Origin of the sequence: Kangiella koreensis DSM 16069 (assembly GCF_000024085.1) — a bacterium.
Lineage (GTDB): Bacteria > Pseudomonadota > Gammaproteobacteria > Enterobacterales > Kangiellaceae > Kangiella > Kangiella koreensis.
Genome location: NC_013166.1, coordinates 1,173,121 through 1,195,429, shown reverse-complemented (window position 1 = coordinate 1,195,429; position 22,309 = coordinate 1,173,121). Strand labels below are relative to the sequence as shown.

General features: G+C 43.4%; 19 protein-coding genes. 6 read left to right on the top strand and 13 right to left on the bottom strand.

Features of this window, described 5'->3' with window-relative positions:
• Window positions 1-265: 265 nt before the first annotated feature.
• Together KKOR_RS13650 and lrp are read right to left on the bottom strand one after the other, a co-directional pair.
• Window positions 266-2,602 (bottom strand): DNA translocase FtsK, encoded by a 2,337-nt coding sequence (locus tag KKOR_RS13650; protein ID WP_012801052.1) that lies wholly within the window; start codon window positions 2,600-2,602, stop codon window positions 266-268.
• Window positions 2,603-2,695: 93 nt separating this feature from the next.
• Window positions 2,696-3,193: a leucine-responsive transcriptional regulator Lrp gene (gene lrp / locus KKOR_RS05635; RefSeq protein ID WP_012801051.1), complete on the bottom strand. Its 498-nt coding sequence runs from the start codon at window positions 3,191-3,193 to the stop codon at window positions 2,696-2,698.
• Between the two features lie 140 nt (window positions 3,194-3,333).
• On the opposite strand from lrp, the gene ald reads away from it, so the two are divergent.
• Entirely contained in the window at window positions 3,334-4,467 is a 1,134-nt protein-coding gene (ald, locus tag KKOR_RS05630) for an alanine dehydrogenase (RefSeq protein WP_012801050.1), read from the top strand.
• A gap of 66 nt (window positions 4,468-4,533) precedes the next feature.
• On the opposite strand, the gene KKOR_RS05625 is transcribed toward ald, so the two are convergent.
• From KKOR_RS05625 to cspE, 3 genes are all read right to left on the bottom strand, one after another.
• Window positions 4,534-6,054 carry a M23 family metallopeptidase gene (locus KKOR_RS05625; RefSeq protein WP_012801049.1) on the bottom strand — a complete coding sequence of 507 codons (1,521 nt, stop codon included), beginning with the start codon at window positions 6,052-6,054 and terminating at the stop codon, window positions 4,534-4,536.
• A gap of 248 nt (window positions 6,055-6,302) precedes the next feature.
• Window positions 6,303-6,656 carry a putative signal transducing protein gene (locus KKOR_RS05620; RefSeq protein ID WP_012801048.1) on the bottom strand — a complete coding sequence of 118 codons (354 nt, stop codon included), beginning with the start codon at window positions 6,654-6,656 and terminating at the stop codon, window positions 6,303-6,305.
• A gap of 104 nt (window positions 6,657-6,760) precedes the next feature.
• Complete coding sequence (gene cspE / locus KKOR_RS05615; protein ID WP_012801047.1) at window positions 6,761-6,967, bottom strand: transcription antiterminator/RNA stability regulator CspE; 207 nt, start codon at window positions 6,965-6,967, stop codon at window positions 6,761-6,763.
• A 341-nt stretch (window positions 6,968-7,308) separates the two neighbouring features.
• On the opposite strand from cspE, the gene KKOR_RS05610 reads away from it, so the two are divergent.
• Window positions 7,309-7,737, top strand: coding sequence for a DUF1801 domain-containing protein (locus KKOR_RS05610; RefSeq protein WP_012801046.1), 429 nt, complete (start codon window positions 7,309-7,311; stop codon window positions 7,735-7,737).
• Here KKOR_RS05610 and KKOR_RS13560 read toward each other — a convergent pair.
• On the bottom strand, window positions 7,734-7,904 hold the full coding sequence (locus tag KKOR_RS13560; protein ID WP_012801045.1) for a hypothetical protein: 171 nt from the start codon (window positions 7,902-7,904) through the stop codon (window positions 7,734-7,736). The two genes, KKOR_RS05610 and KKOR_RS13560, sit on opposite strands and share 4 nt — an antisense overlap.
• A gap of 210 nt (window positions 7,905-8,114) precedes the next feature.
• Between KKOR_RS13560 and trxB the strand changes: the two genes are divergently transcribed.
• Entirely contained in the window at window positions 8,115-9,062 is a 948-nt protein-coding gene (trxB, locus tag KKOR_RS05605) for a thioredoxin-disulfide reductase (RefSeq protein ID WP_012801044.1), read from the top strand.
• An 89-nt stretch (window positions 9,063-9,151) separates the two neighbouring features.
• Here trxB and KKOR_RS05600 read toward each other — a convergent pair whose 3' ends face one another.
• Entirely contained in the window at window positions 9,152-10,288 is a 1,137-nt protein-coding gene (locus tag KKOR_RS05600) for an acyl-CoA desaturase (protein WP_012801043.1), read from the bottom strand.
• A gap of 148 nt (window positions 10,289-10,436) precedes the next feature.
• Here KKOR_RS05600 and fabR point away from each other — a divergent pair, with 148 nt between their 5' ends.
• Window positions 10,437-11,045 (top strand): HTH-type transcriptional repressor FabR, encoded by a 609-nt coding sequence (gene fabR, locus KKOR_RS05595; protein ID WP_012801042.1) that lies wholly within the window; start codon window positions 10,437-10,439, stop codon window positions 11,043-11,045.
• Window positions 11,046-11,083: 38 nt separating this feature from the next.
• On the opposite strand, the gene ltaE is transcribed toward fabR, so the two are convergent.
• Window positions 11,084-12,091: a low-specificity L-threonine aldolase gene (gene ltaE, locus KKOR_RS05590; protein ID WP_012801041.1), complete on the bottom strand. Its 1,008-nt coding sequence runs from the start codon at window positions 12,089-12,091 to the stop codon at window positions 11,084-11,086.
• 115 nt (window positions 12,092-12,206) lie between these two features.
• On the bottom strand, window positions 12,207-13,019 hold the full coding sequence (locus KKOR_RS05585; RefSeq protein ID WP_012801040.1) for an oxygen-binding di-iron domain-containing protein: 813 nt from the start codon (window positions 13,017-13,019) through the stop codon (window positions 12,207-12,209).
• 220 nt (window positions 13,020-13,239) lie between these two features.
• On the opposite strand from KKOR_RS05585, the gene KKOR_RS05580 reads away from it, so the two are divergent.
• Together KKOR_RS05580 and KKOR_RS05575 are read left to right on the top strand one after the other, a co-directional pair.
• The gene (locus tag KKOR_RS05580) at window positions 13,240-13,662 is read left to right on the top strand and encodes a LexA family protein (protein ID WP_012801039.1); all 423 of its coding nucleotides are present in this window, start codon (window positions 13,240-13,242) and stop codon (window positions 13,660-13,662) included.
• Window positions 13,662-14,930 (top strand): Y-family DNA polymerase, encoded by a 1,269-nt coding sequence (locus KKOR_RS05575; RefSeq protein ID WP_012801038.1) that lies wholly within the window; start codon window positions 13,662-13,664, stop codon window positions 14,928-14,930. Before KKOR_RS05580 ends, KKOR_RS05575 begins: the two co-directional genes overlap by 1 nt.
• A gap of 24 nt (window positions 14,931-14,954) precedes the next feature.
• Here KKOR_RS05575 and KKOR_RS05570 read toward each other — a convergent pair whose 3' ends face one another.
• From KKOR_RS05570 to KKOR_RS05555, 4 genes are all read right to left on the bottom strand, one after another.
• Window positions 14,955-16,571, bottom strand: coding sequence for a tryptophan halogenase family protein (locus tag KKOR_RS05570; protein WP_012801037.1), 1,617 nt, complete (start codon window positions 16,569-16,571; stop codon window positions 14,955-14,957).
• Between the two features lie 4 nt (window positions 16,572-16,575).
• Window positions 16,576-18,207 carry a tryptophan halogenase family protein gene (locus KKOR_RS05565; protein ID WP_012801036.1) on the bottom strand — a complete coding sequence of 544 codons (1,632 nt, stop codon included), beginning with the start codon at window positions 18,205-18,207 and terminating at the stop codon, window positions 16,576-16,578.
• Window positions 18,208-19,002 carry a hypothetical protein gene (locus tag KKOR_RS05560; protein ID WP_012801035.1) on the bottom strand — a complete coding sequence of 265 codons (795 nt, stop codon included), beginning with the start codon at window positions 19,000-19,002 and terminating at the stop codon, window positions 18,208-18,210. It lies immediately after the preceding gene.
• 89 nt (window positions 19,003-19,091) lie between these two features.
• Entirely contained in the window at window positions 19,092-22,052 is a 2,961-nt protein-coding gene (locus KKOR_RS05555) for a TonB-dependent receptor domain-containing protein (RefSeq protein WP_012801034.1), read from the bottom strand.
• Between the last annotated feature and the right edge of the window lie 257 nt (window positions 22,053-22,309).

Here is a 22,309-nt window from a genome sequence, read left to right as displayed (position 1 = left end):
CTCGATGGTAAAGGGTCTATGCGACATCCAGCGTCAGTTCTGAATCAAATACTTTGAGCGTCAACGGTGAAGTTAAGACAAGGCATAAAATTTAAACATTCCATAACCTCGTAGTGACAACACACCTAACTCTTGTATAAATCCAGCGTCAGCGGTGCAGCCAAGACGCGGCGTTCTTTATTATTGAGCGAGGAGTTTACGCTCTTGTAAATGACTATGCTTAATAATAAAGAACAACAAAGTATTGGCAAGCAAGCTAGCTGGATCAGTCTTTTGGAGGAGGCGGAGCCAACACCTCCCTCCCCCCGTTCGAACCCATCTCCGACACAATACCAGCAGCCTCCATCGCTTCCACCATTCGTGCGGCTCGGTTGTAACCAATCTTTAAGCGACGCTGAATACCTGAAATTGAAGCGCGACGTGTTTCTGTCACAATGGCTACCGCTTGATCAAATAACTCATCTTGCTCACTGTCTTCATCACCATCCATACCCGGCATACCTGGGATGGGTACTTCACTGGTTCCGTTAATAACCTCTTCTATATAGTCCGGCTCCCCACGCTGTTTCCAATCTTCAACCACACGATGTACTTCATCATCATCAACAAAGGCACCATGAATCCGAGTTGGAATATTAGAGCCTCCGGGCAGATACAACATATCCCCCATTCCCAGTAACTGCTCCGCTCCCATTTGATCGAGAATGGTTCGGGAGTCGATTTTAGAGGAAACCTGGAAGGCAATCCGCGACGGAATATTCGCTTTGATCAAACCTGTAATCACATCAACCGACGGTCTTTGTGTTGCTAAAATCAGGTGTATACCTGCCGCACGCGCTTTTTGTGCAATACGGGCAATAAGCTCTTCGACTTTTTTGCCGACAATCATCATCATGTCAGCAAGCTCATCAATAACAATCACAATCGAGGGTAACTTCTCGAGTGTTGGTGGCTCTTCTTCCAGGCCATCCGTAGGCTGCCAAATTGGATCTTTAATCGGCTCGCCTGCTTTAATCGCATCTAACACTTTTTTATTGTAGCCAGCCAGATTTCTGACGCCTAGCGCAGACATTAAGCGGTAACGACGCTCCATTTCACCCACCGACCAACGCAATGCGTTAGCGGCATCTTTCATATCGGTTACCACTTCACACAAGAGATGTGGGATACCTTCGTACACACTTAACTCAAGCATTTTCGGGTCAATCATAATGAGTCGCAAATCATCAGGAGCAGACTTGTACAGCATGCTGATAATCATGGCGTTAACACCAACCGATTTACCGGAGCCGGTAGTACCCGCCACCAACAAGTGTGGCATTTTGGCCATATTTACGACAATTGGATTGCCGGCAATATCTTTACCCAACGCCATACTTAACGGTGATTTCACTTTCTCAAATTCATCACAGGCCAATACTTCGCGTAAACGTACAATTTCCCGCGACTCATTGGGGATTTCAATCCCGACATAAGTTTTGCCAGGAATCACTTCAACCACACGAACCGAAATAGTCGATAGTGAACGAGCTAAATCTTTAGCTAAATTCGAAATTTTACTAACCTTAACGCCCGGTGCTAACTCAAGCTCGAATCGGGTAATCACAGGTCCTGGATGAACTTCCATGACCTGCGCCTCGACACCGAAGTCTTTCAGCTTTAACTCAACCAGGCGCGACATAGCTTCAAGCGCCTCCTCCGAGAAATGATTCTTAGGAGGTTCCGGCTCGTCCAACAATTCCATGGCCGGCATTGGCCCAACGGGAACATCATCGAACAAACGCTTTTGTTTGGCTTTCGCCGCAACTTTTGCTGGTGCGGGTGATGGTACAACGCGAGGTTCAACCCTGACCGGGCTACGAGTCTCACGTTTCACTTTTTCCTGTTTAAGCGCTTCCTGACGCTTAACAACTGATTCTTTTACCGACTTTTGTTCTTGCTTACGGTCTCTGAAATTTTCGTACCATTCAACCAGCTTACTCCAGCTTTGCACAAACCATACGCCAACTCTGTCCATGATGCTTAGCCATGAAATCCCAGTGAATAGAGTTAAACCAGACAAAAACAGCGCCAATAGAATGAGTGTGGTGCCATATAGGCCAAGTCCATCTATCGTCAAACTGATAATAAACTCGCCCAAAATACCGCCCGAGGTGTAGCTTGGCTGAATTTGAGGGTCAAAGAAGTGCAAGCTACATAAACCCGCACCACCGATTACCGCCATCAGCAATCCGAGTCCTTTGACGGCCCAGAACGCATTGGGGTGTTCGTGTTCAATATTCCTTTCGGTGTACAGTATATAGCCTAAGTAGGCGAATATAATCGGGATTAAATAAGCTAAATAGCCAAATAAATGTAAAAAGAAGTCCGCAAACCAAGCCCCACCCTTACCAGCAGAATTCTGAATTGGACCACCATTACCATTGGTAAATGAGCCTGGGTCATTATGGCTGTAAGTCAGTAACGCTAATAAAAAGAATAATGCTAAAGTGACCAACAGGATCATACCGCCTTCACTAAGGCGTTTACGCAGGATCGCCTTGGACTCCAACGCTTGCGGAGACTTTCGAGTAGCAGATTGTTTAGTTTTTGTTTTACTCAAAATACTTTCCTTTCATAATTTGCAGTTATTCTAAAGCATGTTTCAGCTATCTCAAGCAGTTAATTGTGGCGAATTCTGAACTGTGAGCAATCCCTAACGCTTATCGGGATTGATAGGCAACAGGCTGGTTTCCTTAACCTCTTCCATCACCATATAGGAACGTGATGCGCTAACACCGGGCAACATGAGCAAGGTTTCACCCAATAGCTTACGATAGGCCTTCATATCTGCAACACGGGCTTTCAATAAATAGTCGAAATCACCGGACACCAGATGGCACTCTAGAATCGTTGGTAACATGGTCACAGCTTGCTTAAATTCTTCGAATACATCAGGGGAAGTTCTGGATAGACGAATCTCAACAAACACCAGCAAAGAAGCTGCCAGTTTCATGGGGTTTAACTTGGCCGAATAGCCTTCAATAAATCCATTAGTCTCAAGCCTTTTGACTCGCTCCAGACAGGGGGTTGCACTTAGCCCAACGCGCTTTGCTAATTCAACGTTAGAGATCCGACCATTTTGCTGCAACTCATTCAGAATCCGCAGGTCAATTCTGTCCAATATCTGCTTGCTGTCACTCTGAACTTTCAAAGTATTTTCCTTGCCAAAATAACGCTTATTTAGTGTTTTATACTACAAAACAGCCAATAACAGCAAACAATTCTTTATATTCATCACTATAATAGCGCATCCCTCTTTGAGGTAAACCTTGATTTATTGGAGCTGAAAATATGTTGATTGGGGTCCCAAAAGAAATTAAAAACCACGAATATCGCGTGGGAATGGTGCCAGCTAGTGTTCGTGAAGTGATAGCTCATGGGCATCAAGTTATCGTTGAAACCAATGCTGGTATTGGTATCGGTTTTACTGATGAAGATTATCAAGCTGTTGGCGCAACTATTGCACCCTCAGCTGAAGAAGTGTTTGCTCAAGCGGACATGATCGTCAAAGTAAAAGAACCTCTGGCAGATGAGCGTAAGCGTTTACGCGAAGGACAAATTCTATTTACTTACTTACATTTGGCTCCAGATATGCCACAGACAGAAGACTTGGTTAAGTCTGGTGCCGTGTGCATTGCTTATGAAACAGTAACTGGCGCAGCTGGTGGCCTTCCGCTACTGGCTCCGATGTCAGAAGTTGCTGGGCGTATGTCAATTCAAGCCGGTGCCGAATGCTTAGAGAAATCTAACGGCGGCCGTGGCATGTTATTAGGCGGCGTACCAGGTGTCCAACCTGCCAAAGTCGTAGTCATTGGTGGCGGTGTTGTCGGTACTAACGCAATCAAAATGGCGGTCGGCATGGGCGCACGCGTCATTGTTCTTGACCGCAACGTCAATGCATTACGTCGTATTGATGCAGAATTTGGCTCACAAGTGGAAACGGTTTACTCAAGCCATGACTCACTTGAGAAACACGTTATTTCGGCAGATCTAGTAATTGGTGGTGTTTTGATTCCAGGTGCCGCTGCTCCTAAGTTAGTGACAGAAGATATGGTAAAGCGTATGCAGCCCGGTGCTGTATTAGTTGACGTTGCCATTGATCAGGGCGGCTGCTTCGAAACATCTAAAGCGACAACCCATGCTGATCCAACTTATATCCTTCATGATGTGGTTCATTATTGTGTTGCCAACATGCCGGGAGCTGTGCCGCGCACTTCAACCTTCGCATTAAACAACGCAACATTACCATTCATCATTAATATTGCTAACAAAGGCTATAAGAAAGCTTTAGCAAACGATCCACACCTGTTGAACGGTTTGAACGTCTACCGTGGAAAAGTTACTGAGCGTTCAGTAGCCGAAAATTTAGGCTTCGACTATGTTGAGCCAACTACTGCATTAGGTATTAGTACCGATACGATGTAAGTAGTAGTACTGCTGTAACAAAAAAAAGCCACTCTATAATGAGTGGCTTTTTTTATGAGAAGTATATTATTTCACAACTCTCAAGCTATAGTTTCCTGAGCCTGAGTAAGAATAAACGATCAACCTGTAATAGCCTGAGTTAGCGGCATAACTAATAGTTTCATCAGACTCTGGTGTTTCTGAAATAGCTACCTGATACCAGTTATAGCCATTCCATCGTTCGAGCTTTAAATCAAAGTCTGCATTAGCAGGTCCTGTCAAATCGGCAGCAATATTGCCACCCGAATAATAGAACCAGCTGCCATCAGGCTGTATTTGAGATCCCTGATGGCTCAAATAACCGCTGTATGCATCACCTTGCTCTGGCGGTTCTGAATCTGTCACGCCGTAGTTATACACGTTGGTCCAGGCGCAATATTTATAACCACTCCGAGCTAACCAAAAATAGCTGCAATTAGAGTCATAGCTGTCGCGACCGGTTCGCACTTCGTAACCAGAAAACTTCATGCCATTGAGATGATAAAATTGGCCATTCTTCTTCATTGAAAAGTGCAAATGAGGACCGCTTGACTGGCCTCCATTACACAAGGCTTGTGGCTTATCATTGGCGTAGTTGGCGACTCGGACGTTACGGCCTACCCTTGAGCCAGTGGCATACTGAATGTTTTCAATATGATAATAAGTGGTTGACCAACCATCCTCATGGATGATTTCCGAAAAGCATGGCGAGTGATTTTTTATGGTTCCTGGTGCTGAGGATGAGACCCAGATATGGCTTAAATTATCACCCCAATAACCGCCTGCATTAAAGTCCAGGGATGACTGAGGATAAGTACCACTACCATGATTGGTGTGACTACCACCATTACGCCATGACTCACCTGCTGGGAAAGGTAGTTGAAAATAGTCATTAATATCAGCAACTGTCACTAGCTGCGCTTTTGATTCTTCTTCTTCTTTTTTCTTGCCTTCAAATAATTTTCGATAAGCTTTCCCAACCTCTTTAGATGATGTTGTATCGCCTTTGCCACCGCGTCTTCTTAAGATCCCCATGGCATCATCGCCCTGTTTGGAGAGAATTACCATAATCGCATTTTGCGCGTCTTTATCGCTGGTTAACTTGTCGTTGCGCCCTGTCTGGCCGTAGGCGTGGCCTCGATAAAACTCTTTGGCTAAACGACTACTGATATCTTCAAGTTGCTCTCTAAAACCGACTTTCTTTGATAAGTTGCCAAAAGGTCGTTCTATTTTTGAGGCTGTACTGGCTCGGGTGACAATACCAGTTTGATGCTCCATCAGTGCAATCAGCACTTTTGGACTAACGGATGAATATCCGGCGTAGTGAGAAATTTCTTCTGCATACGGCACCAAATGAGGTGCATGAACTTGCAGATATTCCTCAACATCAAAGTTGAGCATTTCGTCATAACTATAAATGAATTCGTGTTTCGAAATGCCTTGTGAGTGAGTGCCCTGCGACTGGTCATCTGCTTCTTCTGCGAGTATTGGTGTTGCATAAACACCTAATGCCATTAAGCAAGCCAGTACACAAGACTTTCCCGCAAGCCTGCTATTGAACAATTTCATAATATCCCCTCATTCCCCTGGATATAAAGCATGAATACGCTTTATTTTAATTAAATCTTAGAGTTGAGAAGTTTAATCGAAATTGAAGGAAAGAGAGACAGTAGCAGGTTGTTTTTATTGCTGAAACAGGCAGCACGTCAAAAATGTACTTTTTGATACAGCTGAGATAAAAATAGATGCTAACTTAAAGGGAATAAACTAACGCATCAAAGGCGAGTTTGTTATTAGCCCATTAATAGAGCCTAACGCTAAAACTCGATCGTCGCTGCCACAAACAACAAAACAATGGCTACGGCAATGCAAACATCTCTTACCAGGTGGCTCTCTGTTGGTGCAGGCTCTTGATGATAGTCATCGGCTGCGTCAAACAAGTCTGCATCGTCGGCTGTGAATTCAGCAGCTTGCCAACCATCAACAATATCACGAGCTTCTGTATAGTCTTCATCGTGAACCCAGACTTTGACATTGTTCATGGCGGCGGCTTCGCCAACCGCTCCCTGCATACCGGCACCGCGTACTTGCGCATAAATATCAGCCGAAGCTAAGACTCCCACCAAGATGTTTGCATCCATAGCGTTTTCTGCGTGATATACAATTTTCATAGTCGCTTTCCGTGATTTCTTATTTAGATCGATCAAATTTTAAGCATAAAAAAACCGCGCCATTTGACGCGGTTTTTTAGATCTAAATATACAATTTTATAAAATTATACTTTAGTTACGTTAGCAGCTTGAGCGCCTTTAGGGCCTTGCTCGATATCGAACTCAACACGTTGGCCTTCTGCTAAAGTTTTGAAACCGTCACCTTGAATAGCACGGAAGTGTACAAACACATCTTCGCCTTGCTCTTGCTCGATGAAACCAAAACCTTTAGATTCGTTGAACCACTTAACGGTACCAGTGATCTTAGACATAATAAAACTCCAAAGCTAATTGCTTAAAAAAATAAAGTTGTTGCCAAAAACGGCGGTCTTACTGAGATAAAATTGACACTAACTTAGGTAACAAATAGCGAGGTACGACTTGAAGTGAATCTATGAAGCTAAGGCCCACTGATTTACTCGGTGTATCATCGAAAATGTATCCATTCGATAGCTGTTATTTTAACCAGCGATGAAAAGAATACTATATACACCGCAGAAGTAAAGATTTTTTTTAGCATTTAACCGAAAAGTCACACTTTTGTCATAGTCGGAAATATGCAATAGTTTCAGAAACCTAGCCACCACTTATTAAGTCAAGCAAGGAATAAAGCATGGCCAAAACTGAAAACAAAACCCAGCCAACCGAGCAAGACGTAGCGAGCTTCTTGCAGCAGGTAGAGCCTGCTCAAAAACTAGAAGACTGCCAGCAAATTCTTAACATGATGAAAAAAGCTACTGGGGCTGAGCCTAAAATGTGGGGTGGCAGCATCATTGGCTTTGGTGAATATCATTACCAATATGCCAGTGGCCACGAAGGCGATTGGTTCTTAACGGGCTTTTCACCACGAAAACAAAACATCAGCGTTTATATTATGGCTGGATTTAAGCGGTACGAGGAGCTAATGGCTCAATTGGGGAAATATAAAACAGGCAAGTCCTGTCTTTATATCAATAAGTTAGAAGATGTTGATAAGGCTGTTCTTGAGGAGTTAATCAAGCTTTCGGCTCGCTATGTAGAAGAAAACCAGTCAGGCTGCTAGTGAGCCTGCTGGTTGTCTAGCTCATTATCGGCAACTTGTTGCAACAGTGCTGAAAACCAGATTTTCTTTACTTTCTCAGCGTCTAAGCCATATAGATTAACATCTCTAGCGATTTGTTGAATCGCAACGTCAATCTCTTTTTCTTCATTAGAATGCTCAGTAGTCATAAGAATCTCCCATGCGTTAGCCTACTAAGCAGATTAATGCTAATTCGCCTTAATATCAATGCAAATCTGCATCTGCAGATACTCATCAACTGCAATTTCTATGAAAACCATAGATGAAGATTATCGAATAAAGGTTTATTTTTAGCCTTTAAATCCCTACAATTTGCCCTTAAAAATTATTAATAGACAAGAATTTAGCGGAGATTACTAATGAGCGAAACTCGCCATTTTAAGTGCCTGATTTTGGGCTCTGGACCAGCCGGATATAGCGCTGCTGTTTATGCGGCACGTGCTAACTTGAACCCGGCTATTATTACCGGTATCCAACAAGGCGGCCAATTAACCACCACCACTGACGTTGACAACTGGCCCGGTGATAACGAAGGTGTTCAAGGACCAGAGCTGATGGTCCGCATGCAAAAACATGCTGAACGATTTGGTACTGAGATGATCTTCGACCATATCCATACCGTTGAATTGAAAAACCGCCCTTTCACACTTACTGGCGATAGTGGTACTTACACTTGTGACGCTTTAATTATCTGTACTGGCGCTTCAGCTAAATACCTTGGCTTACCATCTGAAGAAGCTTTCATGGGTAAAGGTGTTTCGGCTTGTGCAACTTGCGATGGATTTTTCTATCGCCAACAAAAAGTTGCAGTTATTGGTGGTGGTAATACTGCGGTTGAAGAAGCGCTATATTTATCAAACATCGCTAGCGAAGTTCATTTGGTCCATCGTCGCGACGAGCTACGCTCTGAAAAGATTCTTCAGGACAAGCTTTTTGAGAAAGCTAAAAATGGTAATGTCGTGCTCCATTGGCATCGCACCCTTGAAGAAATCGTTGGTGACGATATGGGCGTAACTGGTATCCGTATTAAGAGTACTCAGGACGATTCAATAGAAGAATTAGAGTTACAAGGTGTCTTTATTGCAATTGGCCACAAGCCTAATACTGATATCTTTGAGGGACAGCTCGAAATGAAAGATGGTTATATCGTTGTTAAAAGTGGCCTCGCCGGGAATGCGACAGCAACTTCAGTTGAAGGCGTGTTTGCCGCTGGCGACGTCTGTGACCATGTTTATCGTCAAGCTGTTACTTCTGCTGGTACAGGCTGTATGGCAGCTCTGGATGCTGAGAAATACCTTGATCAATAACTCTGCCATGTAGTGTGCTTTCTATGATAAACAAAAAAAGGCCGTTCAATCGAACGGCCTTTTTTTATAGCTGTAACTCTTTAAGCCTGTTAAGCGTATTGCTTTGCTAAAGTCATCCAGGATGCTCTCTGCTCTTCAAAACGCTTGCGAAGTTGATGGTAATTATCCATCAAGGCTGAATGTTCATAACTTTCGATTAACTTGTTTTTCTTTGCTTCCACCCACCGCTTTTGAGCTTCATAAACTTCGGCTAAGTGCTGAACAAGCTTTTCATACTCATCATGCAGCATTTGCATCACTTCTTCTGCGTTAGGCAAATGAGCAACTTTGCTTTTTGCCTTTAATAATAAAGTCTCGGCCTTGGCTTTTTCGATCTTCTCGACCGGTACTTTTTTCAAATTAGAGGTAATACCAACCCAGCTTAATGACTTAATCCACCATTTTGAAGGATCAAAGTGCCACCAGCGAACGCCATTACGATAGTCATATTGAAATTTATGGTGATAGTTATGATAGCCTTCGCCGCCCGTCAAGACCGCTAATACCAGGTTGTCACGCGCTGAGTTTTCTTCGGTATAAGGACGCGTGCCCCACATATGGGCTAGCGAATTAATGAAGAAAGTTAAATGGTGTGACCAAACCAGACGCAGAACGCCGGCAACCAAAATCATTTCCCAGAAGATGCCATAAGCCAAACCTAAAACAACCGGAACCAGAACATTCAAACCAACGCTTAATTTCCAATAGTGCTTGTGCTGGAACATCACAATCGGGTCGCGCTGCAAGTCTTTGCAACGGTCATACTGCTCGTCGTAACGACCATTATCGCGGCGTACTAACAGCCAACCAATATGTGAGTGCCAAAAACCTAAGCTGGCCGAATAAGGATCTTTTTCCTCATGGTCAACATGCTTATGGTGTATGCGGTGATCAGAAGACCAATGCAAGGCGCTGTTCTGCAATGATAAGCAACCGCCGATTGCAAGAATAACGCGTAAAACAGGGTTGGCTTCATAAGCACGGTGCGACCACAAACGGTGGTAGCCCATTGAAATGGCAGTGCTTGAGAATAACCATAGCCCTACTCCCCAAGCCCAGCTTGAGAAATGGAAGCCGTATTGAATGCCATACCAAGGAACTAAGGTAATGGCAGCAAGGAAACTTAATCCAAAAAAGATGATGTTGGTCCAGATGGGTCTTGAATGTGTTTGGGTAGAATCTGTCATGTAGTGCCTCTAACTATAAATTAGCGTACACTTGTACGCTAAGTCTTGGGCTAGTATAACCACGGAATATGACAATTGCAATCCAGCGTACACCTGTACTCTTAAGCCATTGTTTTCTATACTAGGGATAATTACTGAGGAGAACAGCATGGCCGGAGCGCGTGCGTTACAGAAAGAAAAAACCCGTCAGGCCATAATTGACGCGGCATTGATGCATTTGTCGGCAGAACACAGCTTTGCCAGTCTGAGCCTGCGCGAAGTGGCTCGTGAAGCCGGCATAGCCCCCACTTCTTTTTACCGACATTTCAATGACATGGACGAACTGGGTCTGACTTTAGTTGATGAGTCCGGCCTAACCCTACGCGAGCTTATGCGCAAGGCACGTCAACGAATCGAGAAGAATGGTAGCGTTATCAATACCTCGGTGGAAACTTTCATGGAGTTCGTTGAACGAAACCCTAATATTTTCCGCCTGTTATTGCGGGAGCGTAGCGGCACCTCACTAAAATTTCGTGAAGCTGTAGCTCGTGAAGTGAACCATTTCAAAGATGAGCTCACCGAATATTTAATGACCGAGTCCGAATATACGCAAGAATTTGCTTATACTTTAGCAGAAGGTTTGGTCACACTGGTGTTTAACGCAGGTGCTGAAGCCTTGGATCTGAATCCCATAGAGCGTGAAAAGCTCAAAGAAAGAACTATTCTGCAATTACGCTTTATCACTTTTGGTGCGGCTGGTGTAAAAGAACAAGCCTGAGAGTTTTTATCGTCAGGCTTTTCGTTCTGGAATAACGATTAAGCAAAAAATGCCTTCACCTGCTCTTCAATATAATCCACATCCGCATCACTAATATTTAAATGCATCACCCAACGCATGGTTTCTGCTGGAATAACAGTGATACCCTTATCTTTGAGATAGTTGGCTAGGGCCTCAGCAGTTGCCATTGTCGTTTTTACAAACAACATATTGGTTTGTACCAAGTCCTGATTAATCGATAACTCTTCAATATCCTGTAATCGTTGCGCAAGCTGCCTGGCATGACGATGGTCTTCCGCTAAACGCTTAACATTGTTCTCTAAGGCATAGATACCAGCTGCCGCTAAGATACCGGCCTGACGCATACCGCCGCCTACCATCTTGCGCCAACGACGCGCCCATTTAATCAGCTCCTCACTGCCACATAGAACTGAGCCAACCGGTGCCCCCAGCCCTTTAGACAAACAGATGGAAATAGAATCTGCATATTGAGCCAGATCTTTAAGCTCACAACCCAACTCTGTGATTGCATTAAATGCACGCGCACCATCAAGGTGCACCGATAAATTCTTAGACTGAGCAAACTCATAAGCCGACTTCATATATTCAAGACTGATTACTTTGCCATTATGGGTGTTTTCCAGGCACAGTAGCTTGCTACGCGCAAAGTGGTAATCATCTTTTTTAATCACCGCCTCGATCTTAGAAAAATCCAAAGTACCATTCGGCTCAACCGCAATCGGCTGGGGAATGATACTGCCCAAAACGGGCGCGCCACCCGCTTCGTACAGATAGGTATGATAACCCTGTCCAACGATATACTCCTCGCCACGCTGGCAATGCGCAAGCAGTGCAACCAGATTCGACATGGTTCCCGAAGGAACAAACAGTGCAGCCTCTTTACCCGCCATCTCGGCCATCATAGCTTCCAAGCGATTGACCGTCGGATCATCATGAAACACATCATCACCCACCGCAGCCGTCGACATGGCGCGACGCATATCCTCGGATGGCACAGTTACCGTATCACTTCGTAAATCAATCATAGGATTATTATGTTTAGTTAAGATTTATTCATTGTAGATAAATAGTTTTTTCTAGCAACAAAAAAGGCGCCCGCAGGCGCCAATCACTCTCAAACTTACAAACCTTAGTCAGTAGCTAAGCCACTTCCCTCTTATTCATGCGGACGCTGTAATCTCTCTGAGTAAATAAGTCCAGTCCACACTCCAGTTTCGATATCCAGTCGAGAAACTGTCGCACACTTAAAACACCTTTGAAGGGTGCACCATGCTGCGGTACGATCATTTCGACATCCAGATCTGCAACCATATTGGCCCAAAGACGACAGGCCTTATTGGCGACCATATAGCGTTGGTGAAATCCTTTCATATACTTGATGTGTTCCGCAAAATCTTTGACGCCGCTAAAGTCATCATCATCAACAATAGAAGCGCCCATATCACCCGTAAATAAAATCTTGCTGACAGGGTCATACACCTGAAAGTTACCAACAGAGTGCAGAAAGTGTGCAGGTACTGCGTATAGATGGTTATCGCCTAAACGTATCGCTCCACCCTCGTCGTCGAGGCCAATAATTCGCTTGGATAATTCTGTTTCGTTCACCTGGTTATAAAATGACGACGCAAAGTGTGGCAAAAAGCGCTCCCACAGCTTTGAACAGATGACTTTTGCAGGCGTTTGCATCATCCAGCGACCAATTGAAGCGATAATGTCCGGGTCTTGATGTGACGCGATGATGTAGTTTAATTGATGAGTTGGCGATAGTTTTTCAATTTCCAGCTTTAACTTGGCATAAGTCAGGTCGCCACCGGGATCGAGCAAGGCTGTTTTGTCGCCATCGATAATTAAAAACTGGTTAGCCTGGACCGCTTCACCAGTGACCAGATTATTGAAGGCATAACACTTATGATGCCCGTCATTGTATAACTCTATCGCCTTACTCTTGAACATGATAACAACCTTGCTTCTGCCCGATACTTTAAGTGGGTTTAATATAATCGAGCGCAGATTTTTAAACTTGATCTGAATCAAGCCCATGATAACTAAAGTAATCTTTTGTATGGATTTTGTACGGCCATTTACTGCTGACTCAGGTCGGCCTGGTGTGCTAATCTAATTGGGTTACCAGCAGTATTTTTCAGCACAATCACTATCAACACTACGAGTCATTATGAGCAAAGTTTCCATCCTTAAACCAAGCGGTCAATACTCTGATATCCCTTTATATTCGGGCAAGATTTCTGCTGGCTTTCCGGGTGTCGTTGACGAGCACATGGAAGATACGCTCAGCCTTGATCAGCTACTGATTCAAAACCCAGCGACGACTTTTTTCGCCAAGGTTGAAGGCGACTCAATGATCGGGGCTGGAATTTTTCAGAATGATATTCTAGTGGTTGATCGCTCTTTGACCGCCAAGGACAAAGATGTGGTTGTAGCCATGCTCGATAATGAGTTCACCGTTAAGCGCTTGTGTACTAGCGGTGCCTTACGGCTACAAGCTGAAAACCCGGCTTATCAGGATATTCTAATCACTGGTGAAAGCGAGCTGGTGATCTGGGGCGTAGTCACTGGTTTAGCACGGAGCTTGCGTTAATGAACAAACCGCAAGCTACCTATGCGTTATGCGATGTGAACAGTTTTTATGTGTCCTGCGAGCGCATGTTTCGTCCGGATTTATACGGCAAGCCGGTGATTGTGCTAAGCAACAATGATGGCTGCATCATTGCGCTGTCCGATGAAGCCAAAGCGCTTGGCATCCCCATGGCAGCACCCTATCACGAAGCTCGCCCAATTATTCAGAAACATAAAGTCACCTGCTTTTCATCGAACTATGGTTTGTATGGTGATATCTCCAAACGCTTTAATTGGATACTGGAGCAACACTGCGATCAGGTTGCACCTTATTCGGTGGATGAGTCTTTTATGCGATTTGAAGGGTTTCAGAATGATCTAACTCAACGCGCTCAAGCTATTCGCTCAGAACTTTGGCGTTGTTTGTCTCTGCCCGTTTGTATAGGGTTAGGCCCAACAAAGACACTCGCAAAAGTCGCCAATCATTTTGCTAAAAAGCATAAAACAACAACTCATGGTGTAGTCGATCTGAGCAACCCGGCGACTCGAAAATGGGCGTTAAAGCAAATTGCTGTAGCTAAAATATGGGGGATTGGGCGCCAGCTTTCCAAGAAACTGATCCTGCAGGATATTCACACCGCCTGGGATCTGCATAACGCTGATTACAAAACCTTGCAACGGATGTTTTCCGTCAATATGGAACGCACCATTTTAGAACTGCGTGGTCAGCCTTGTCTGAAGTTTTCTGAATTGCCTGAGCCTAAGAAATCGATTCTAAATTCACGCTCTTTTGGCAAACCTCTTAGTATCTATTCTGATTTAAAAGAAGCTGTTGCACACCACACCAGTCGTTGCTGCGAAAAACTGCGCAATCAATCCTCTCTCGCTTCATCAATTACCGTATTTCTTTACGGGCAACGCAAGGAGCTGGTTTACCACAATCGGCCAAGTGTCACTCTTCAACTGCCTGAACCAACAGATGATACCAGTATTTTTCTGCAAGCCGTTGAGCAAGGATTAAGACATATTGTGAAAGCAGGTGAATCTTATAAAAAGGCAGGAATCATGCTCAATGGAATAGTCGATAGTCATGGTTATCAGCCTGATATTTTTGAAGGCGTGCCGCAACGGCCAGAGCTGATGGAAAGTCTCGACAAAATCAATCGACGCTACGGCCAGGACACCGTGAAATTTGGAAGTTTGGGTTTTGCCAAAAACTGGGCTATGCGCGCCAATTCCTGCTCCCCCCACTACACCTCACGCTGGCAGGATATCTTAAAACTCAGTTAGGTATAAATTTAAGAAACTTTAAGTTTATACCCAACCATCGGGAAAGCTCGATACAGAATATTCAGGCATATCTAGAGAATGTCTCAGCCAGTGTTCATGAGTAGGAAGCATACTTTTTGCAACTTCCAGCCTTCGTCTTACCATGGGATGAATAACTGAAGGTATTGATGAATGACTGTTTGCTTGGTGCATTTGCTCTTCGAACTTCATGCCAAACAATATATTTTGATAACTTAAATGGCTCCAAAGACCAGCGTTATCAATAGGTGAGCGATTATCCCCCCCTTGCAAAAGATGCTTGCTATCATAACCCATAAAACTTTGGTCTTCGAAATCAAGTGGTGATGGTGGCTTTATTTTCCAGAACTCTAGCTTTGCCTTAAGCCTATCAGTAATATGTTCAGGTTTCTGTACCGTGCGCCAAAACTCAGTATCCACTCTGCGCGTTAAGCAGTAATGCATATTAATAAAATCTAAAATCTCATAAAAACGATTACTGAGTATCCGGTTGTAGCGGAAGGACATATCATCAATGGTGGACTCATCAAATGGAAAGTGCTCAGCTAGCATTACCACGCCAGTGTCACTCAAATAAAGCCCGGTCGATTCAAGTGGCTCAATGAAGCCACCTGATAAACCTATCGCTATACAGTTACCTTCCCAGGCTTTATGACGCCGACCCACTTTAAAATCCACAAACCGGGCGGGAAGTTCATCACAGCTTCCTCCTTGATACGCCCTCAGCTCTCGCTCAGCCGCTTCTTTGCTAATAAAAGCGCTCGAATGCACATAGCCTAATGAGCGTTGACTTTGCATTGGAATGTCCCACACCCAACCATTTGATAGCGCGGTCGCTGTGGTATAGGGCCTTACCATCCCGGGATAATATTTATCATAAGGAACATGCATCGCTACCGCGCGATCGCACAGTAACCATTGAGAGCAATCCTCAAAACCTACACCCAGTTTTTCCTCAATCAGTTTTGCTCGAAAACCGGTGCAGTCAATAAACAAATCAGCTTCCAAACGCCCAGCATTATCTGTATTCACAGCTTTGATTTGCTTGTCACTCTTCATCTCAACGTCAGTGACATTGGCTAAAACATGATTTACTCCTCGAGAAACTGATATATCACGAAGGTAATCTGCAAATTTCTGAGCATTCATATGATATGCATGAGAAAAAGGACTACCCCACCCTGACTCAGATAATGTTTTAGGAGATAAAGCTAATTCACATATTTGAGGCTGCGCAGAACAAATATCGCCAAATGGGATACTCTTATCGCTCAATATCCAGTGATGAGCTAATGTATCTAAGGGCTTTGGACTGAATCGATTAAAGGGGTGATAGTAAAAAGAGTTATCATTATCAACCCAGTTCACGTACTTAATTGCCTGTTTAAAAGTTGCGTCAGTGGACTTCATAAAGTCCACTTCTGTAACGCCAATAGTAGCTAGTAGGTGTCTAATTGAGGGAACGGTAGCTTCGCCTACAGATATTCTGGGAATGTCTGGAGATTCGACTAACTCAATACTAATTTTTTTTTGAGTACCTTTCTTATTAATGGCAGCATCTAGATATGCTGCGGTCATCCAGCCTGAAGAGCCCCCACCAACAATCAATACTTTTTTTATCATAGGTCTATACCACCCATCCAGCAGGCTTTGAAGAATACCTGTATTGCCTCATTCCAAGGGTTCTTTGTAACCAGTCAGCATGCTTTGGAAGTTTATTCTTTGCCTGTTGCAGGCGATTTAATATATAGGGATGCACATTAAGTTGCGATGCTGTACTTATATCAATGCTTGGGATTTTTGACTTAAAATGCATCCCATATAAAATGCATTGATAACTTTCATGATTCCATAACCCCGCAGTATCAACAGGAGCTCTAGAGTCAAAATTAGCACCCAAATTACCCAACGAGCCAGTATTCTGGTTTAGGAAAAACTGGTCATCAAAATCTGACATACTCGGTATTTTTCTTTCCCAGAACTCTAGCTTTGTCTTAAGCCTATCAGTAATATGCTCAGGTTTCTGTACCGTGCGCCAAAACTCAGTATCCGCTCTGCGCGTTAAGCAGTAATGCATATTAATAAAATCTAAAATCTCATAAAAACGATTACTGAGTATCCGGTTGTAGCGGAAAGACAAAGCCTCTATATCTTCATCCCTATAAGGAAAGTACTCTGCAAGCGCCACAGCGCCTAAGTCACTCAAATAAAGCCCGGTCGATTCAAGTGGCTCAATGAAGCCACCTGATAAACCTATCGCTATACAGTTACCTTCCCAGGCTTTATGACGCCGACCCACTTTAAAATCCACAAACCGGGCGGGAAGTTCATCACAGCTTCCTCCTTGATACGCCCTCAGCTCTCGCTCAGCCGCTTCTTTGCTAATAAAAGCGCTAGAATGCACATAGCCTAATGAGCGTTGACTTTGCATTGGAATGTCCCACACCCAACCATTTGATAGCGCGGTCGCTGTGGTATAGGGCCTTACCATCCCGGGATAATATTTATCATAAGGAACATGCATCGCTACCGCGCGATCGCACAGTAACCATTGTGAGCAATCCTCAAAACCTACACCCAGTTTTTCCTCAATCAGTTTTGCTCGAAAACCGGTGCAGTCAATAAATAAATCAGCTTCCAAACGCCCAGCATTATCTGTATTCACAGCTTTGATTTGCTTGTCACTCTTCATCTCAATGTCAGTGACATTGGCTAAAACATGATTCACTCCTCGAGAAACTGATATATCACGAAGGTAATCTGCAAATTTCTGAGCATTCATATGATATGCATAAGACAGTGGAGTCCCCATGTCCCATGGTGAATACATAACCGGAGCGAGTCCCATTTCACAAATAATGGGTTGCTCTGAACAAGTTTCCATAAATGGAATACTTCTATCGCTTTTTAGCCAGTTTTCAGCTAAATCATCTAAGGGTTGCTTTCTGACTCTGGTAAACGGATGATGGTAAAATGAATTGAGCTTTTCCCAGTTAACATATCGTATTGACTGCTTGAAGGTTGCATCCGTAGCAACCATAAAATCAGTTTCATTAATACCAATCGTTGCTAGCAAATGTCGTATCGAAGGAATGGTAGCTTCGCCTACAGAGATTCTAGGGATATCAGGTGACTCAACTAAAGTAATTTCCACATCAATTGGTGCTTTTAAAGCTTTAAGAGCTGAATTTAAATAAGCAGCCACTATCCAACCCGAAGAGCCTCCACCTACGATTAAAAGCCTTCTTCTTTTATTCATTTACTCATAGCCCAAAATTCGTCTTAAACCTGGTGCAGCGTAGTCAACTAATTCTTTTTGTCTATCTGGCAGCTCATTTGGGACTTTAAACTTACTTCCATAGAGGTTCTCTCGTGCAGTACCACTTTGTTTTCTATCAGAGCCGACTTTAATTCTATCTCGCCAATCAGATGGGAGTTTGCCACCTTCACAAACAGTAGATAACAGGCCGGAAAAAAATGTTTGGGCCTCATTAGTATCGATATTCTTCAAGTGTGCCACAATATCTTCGTAGCGTACTATCTCAATCTCTGAAGTCATCCATGAAACAGCGTTATGCGTATAAATCTCGTATAATGTAGGTGCTTTTTGATAAATGCCAAATATCATCATGTTGAGTATTTGTTCTATCGTAAACTTACCATTTCTCAAGTGTTCTAAATTACCCTGAAATGAGTCCGATAAAAAGAATCGAGCTCTTGCGAGCACCCAATCATAAGGGTCTCTTACAACAACAATGTGCTTCACTCCGTGCAAAGCCATGGCTGATTCATCTGAGAACAGTAAATGTCCCCAGCTGAGTTTTGGATCATTTATATTGTATGCCTCAGATTTATGCTGATTTAATAATGGGATTTGTATAAATGCTTTGTGATACTGCTGCTCTACAGGAACGAACATCCTAAAGATATTTCTAATTAAGTGTGTCCCGCACTTGGGTACAGAGTTTAAGAAAATGGGCTGAGTTAATTTGCTCTGCGCAAAATTTTTATTTAGTTCGTTTAGGTTATCGGGTTTAGCAATAATTCTTGGCATAGTATTTATCTTTTTCTTTAAGCTTGCTTGATAGCATAATATTACTATAAAAAAGCCGACTTTCGTCGGCTTTTTTTCACTACCTTCTATTAGAAATCGTATTTAAGGTTCAAGAAGTAACTACGCCCAATAAAGTCATATTGACTATAAAAAGCTGAGTTACCAATCTTACTTCCCATACCAGTACTAATCCGTGGTGGCTCTTTATCAGTAAGGTTTCTCACACCGAATACAGTTGAGATACCGCTATCTTCAAAGTCATAACCAAAGGATAGTGAATGGTAAGCAGTACCTGGAGCGTGACCTACTCGTCTTACATTATCAGTCCCGGGTCCGGCGGGTGAAAAAGTGATGAACTCATTAGCGAAGTCATAGTTATCAGCTTTGCCGATAAAGTTGGTAAACCAACTAACATACCAGTTATCCCTAGAGAATCGCACTAAGCCATTACCTGTATGTTTAGGATCTCCCAGCGTGCCGTTAAAGTCTTCAACAGTATCAACAAATAAACCACGTTTAGACTCTTTTTGGTAAGTATGCTCAGTAGAAAGAAGTAACTCACCGAATGGCAGCTCAGTTCTATACTGAATTTTAAAGTCATAACCACTATTTTCTTGCTTGGCAATATTGATGAACTGATCTCTTACAATTGAAATTCGGTTATCAATTGGATCGCGTTCAAACTGTGCGCATAGAGGATCTGTGGCAAAAAACTCAGAGTCGTAACATTGGAATACAATGTTCCCTGCACCAAGTTGAGTTACTTCACCCTCAATTAAGAAGTCAAAGTAATCGATAGATATACTTAAATCTGCAAAATCTGGTCTCCAAATGATACCCCATGTATTTGACTCAGAGGTTTCTGACTCTAATACACCGTAGCCGCCACCAGTTGATACCGTTGCCGAGATAGCTGCGCCAGCAAAATCACCAGGAATACCATCTGCCGCACAGTTATCTGCAAGACGTTGCGAAATTGCATTATCATCTAGATTCTGTTGCCAGTTAATACAAGGGTCAATGCTACGTTGACCTATAAAAGATGTTTGATCGGCTAAGAATAGCTCATATAGTGCTGGTGCTCTGAAGGAGGTGCCATGTGAGCCACGTATTGTAAACCCATCAACAATTTCCCAAGCTAAGCCAGCTTTATAAGTGGTATCTGAGCCTGCATCAGGCACATCTGTGTATCTTGCAGAAACCGAAAGGTCTAGTCGTTCTGCACCCGCCACATCAGCTAATAATGGCAATTGAATCTCACCAAAGACAGCGTAAGTTTCTACAGCTCCAGCGGTAACTCCCGCAGCGCTTGAACCCCAAACGTTTCTTAATAAGGTCTGCTCTCCAGGAGTGTCTTCAATTTCATCATGCTGATACTGAATACCAAAGGCTACGCCGCTGTATTTACCACTGGGCATTTCGAACGCATCACCGGTAATAGTGGCTTCAAATGTTCTTTGATTGTAAATTGTATTCCCCGTATCGACTCCAAATAGGAAATCACTAACTTCTGGTGAAATATTCCCAGCCAAAAATTGTGGGTCTAACCATGGAATATCTACACAGTCAACTCCACGTACGGAGGTAGTCATACCTTGGCAAGAACCAGTAAGCCAGTTTTGATCTACAATTGAATCATTATAAATAATAGCGTTACTGTAGGTACCATCAGAGCGGCTGGCTTGTAATGACATATCCCAATACCACTCTCCAAGTTCACCATTTAACCCAGTAACAAAACGGCTGTAATCTACACTGATATCAGAGAAGCTATGATCGGTAATAGGGGTCGGGCTTAGCCACTGCGCACCAGTCCACCCTTCGCTGAGTGAGTTTCCAGCAAAAAAGTTCTCATTGTAAATATAGCCCCAGAATTGGCGATAACCCTGAGTTTGCGTCTCACGTCGGTTCAATAATACTTCCGCATAACCGGTTGTGGTATCAGAGAAGTAATACTCCCCAAGTGCCATAAACGTAGTACGCTCAGACTCTGGAATAAGACTTTCTCTATCTTGGAACGGATGATCTGCGTTTAACACTGGAGATAAACCGTTTACAAGAAACCATCCCTCCGGCATTACAATATCACCAGCATGACTTGGTGGCGCGGGTGGATTAATATAGTTACCTAAGTCACCATCATAATCATATTGCGCCAAGTTACCGGTAACATTGGTGCTTCCATAGAAATCTTCCGCATAATCATATAACCAAACATGACCCCATGCTAAGTCATTACAATGATAAGCGCCTGTTCTTGGATCAATGATATCCGCTCGTCCGCCTGTTGCGGCATCAAAGTAATATCTCTCACCGCATGCAAAATAATCGCGGTCACCACGAGCTAACTTTGATTGGCGATCATGGTCGAATACAAGTCGGAAGTTTCCACTGTCACTGCTATCGCCCCAAGTAGCACTAAACCGTGAGCGCTCACCGCCAGAATCAGCAGGTTGCGAGGTAAAGCCTTCAATAGTACCGCCATCGCCCTGTTTCGTAATGATGTTAACCACACCTGCTACCGCATCGGAGCCGTATAAAGAAGACGCACCATCTTTAAGAATTTCAATTCGATGGACAGCAGACAAAGGAATAGTGTTAAAGTCAAATGAAGATACTTCACCGCGTGTACCTGCAGGACCAGCACGACGACCATTTAACAGAACAAGAGTTCTATTTGCACCTAGCCCCCGCAATGATAATGTTTCAGCCCCAGTACCACCGCTTTGTACAAATTCTGTAGAAGTAGCTGCGGTTACCTGAGGAGAGCCAGAAGCCAGAGTCGACTCTCTTAAGAGAGATCCTATATCAGTTAAGCCCCGATCAATGGCATCTTCAGCCAAAATGACCTCAATAGGAACAGTATCATTAGCTTCATCAACTCGAATTCTGGACCCTGTGACGACTATTCGTTCCGCCTCAGTTTCCTCAGTTTCTGACTCTTGCTCTGCCGAATAAACAGGCATTGCCAGCGTAGATAAAGCTAAAGCACAGCTCACGGCTTTACATAAGGGCTTTAATTTCAACCCCGCCTTCACTTCATTTGTCATTTTATTACTCCCCTTTTTACGTAGTAAAATGTGATTACATTAGTACAGAAAGATACATCTCTTTGAAATAATTGTTTTTTTCTTTTTTGCCAACGAGGCCAAAATTTCCTAACAAACTTTACCATTATTGACAAACATGAACAATAAAATTGCTAATAGATAGAGATAATATTTCTAATGAACCAAATAATATGCTGAAATTTCTCCCTCACAGGACAGTAGCAACAATAAAACAAACACGCTGAAGTAATTTATCT

Bases quoted from the DNA above. Each gene is read 5' to 3' on its own strand.
- ald (WP_012801050.1), top strand. From the start codon at position 3,334: ATGTTGATTGGGGTCCCAAAAGAAATTAAAAACCACGAATATCGCGTG.
- KKOR_RS05625 (WP_012801049.1), bottom strand. From the start codon at position 6,054: ATGAAATTGTTCAATAGCAGGCTTGCGGGAAAGTCTTGTGTACTGGCT.
- KKOR_RS05620 (WP_012801048.1), bottom strand. From the start codon at position 6,656: ATGAAAATTGTATATCACGCAGAAAACGCTATGGATGCAAACATCTTG.
- cspE (WP_012801047.1), bottom strand. From the start codon at position 6,967: ATGTCTAAGATCACTGGTACCGTTAAGTGGTTCAACGAATCTAAAGGT.
- KKOR_RS05610 (WP_012801046.1), top strand. From the start codon at position 7,309: ATGGCCAAAACTGAAAACAAAACCCAGCCAACCGAGCAAGACGTAGCG.
- KKOR_RS13560 (WP_012801045.1), bottom strand. From the start codon at position 7,904: ATGACTACTGAGCATTCTAATGAAGAAAAAGAGATTGACGTTGCGATT.
- trxB (WP_012801044.1), top strand. From the start codon at position 8,115: ATGAGCGAAACTCGCCATTTTAAGTGCCTGATTTTGGGCTCTGGACCA.
- KKOR_RS05600 (WP_012801043.1), bottom strand. From the start codon at position 10,288: ATGACAGATTCTACCCAAACACATTCAAGACCCATCTGGACCAACATC.
- fabR (WP_012801042.1), top strand. From the start codon at position 10,437: ATGGCCGGAGCGCGTGCGTTACAGAAAGAAAAAACCCGTCAGGCCATA.
- ltaE (WP_012801041.1), bottom strand. From the start codon at position 12,091: ATGATTGATTTACGAAGTGATACGGTAACTGTGCCATCCGAGGATATG.
- KKOR_RS05585 (WP_012801040.1), bottom strand. From the start codon at position 13,019: ATGTTCAAGAGTAAGGCGATAGAGTTATACAATGACGGGCATCATAAG.
- KKOR_RS05580 (WP_012801039.1), top strand. From the start codon at position 13,240: ATGAGCAAAGTTTCCATCCTTAAACCAAGCGGTCAATACTCTGATATC.
- KKOR_RS05575 (WP_012801038.1), top strand. From the start codon at position 13,662: ATGAACAAACCGCAAGCTACCTATGCGTTATGCGATGTGAACAGTTTT.
- KKOR_RS05570 (WP_012801037.1), bottom strand. From the start codon at position 16,571: ATGATAAAAAAAGTATTGATTGTTGGTGGGGGCTCTTCAGGCTGGATG.
- KKOR_RS05565 (WP_012801036.1), bottom strand. From the start codon at position 18,207: ATGAATAAAAGAAGAAGGCTTTTAATCGTAGGTGGAGGCTCTTCGGGT.
- KKOR_RS05560 (WP_012801035.1), bottom strand. From the start codon at position 19,002: ATGCCAAGAATTATTGCTAAACCCGATAACCTAAACGAACTAAATAAA.
- KKOR_RS05555 (WP_012801034.1), bottom strand. From the start codon at position 22,052: ATGACAAATGAAGTGAAGGCGGGGTTGAAATTAAAGCCCTTATGTAAA.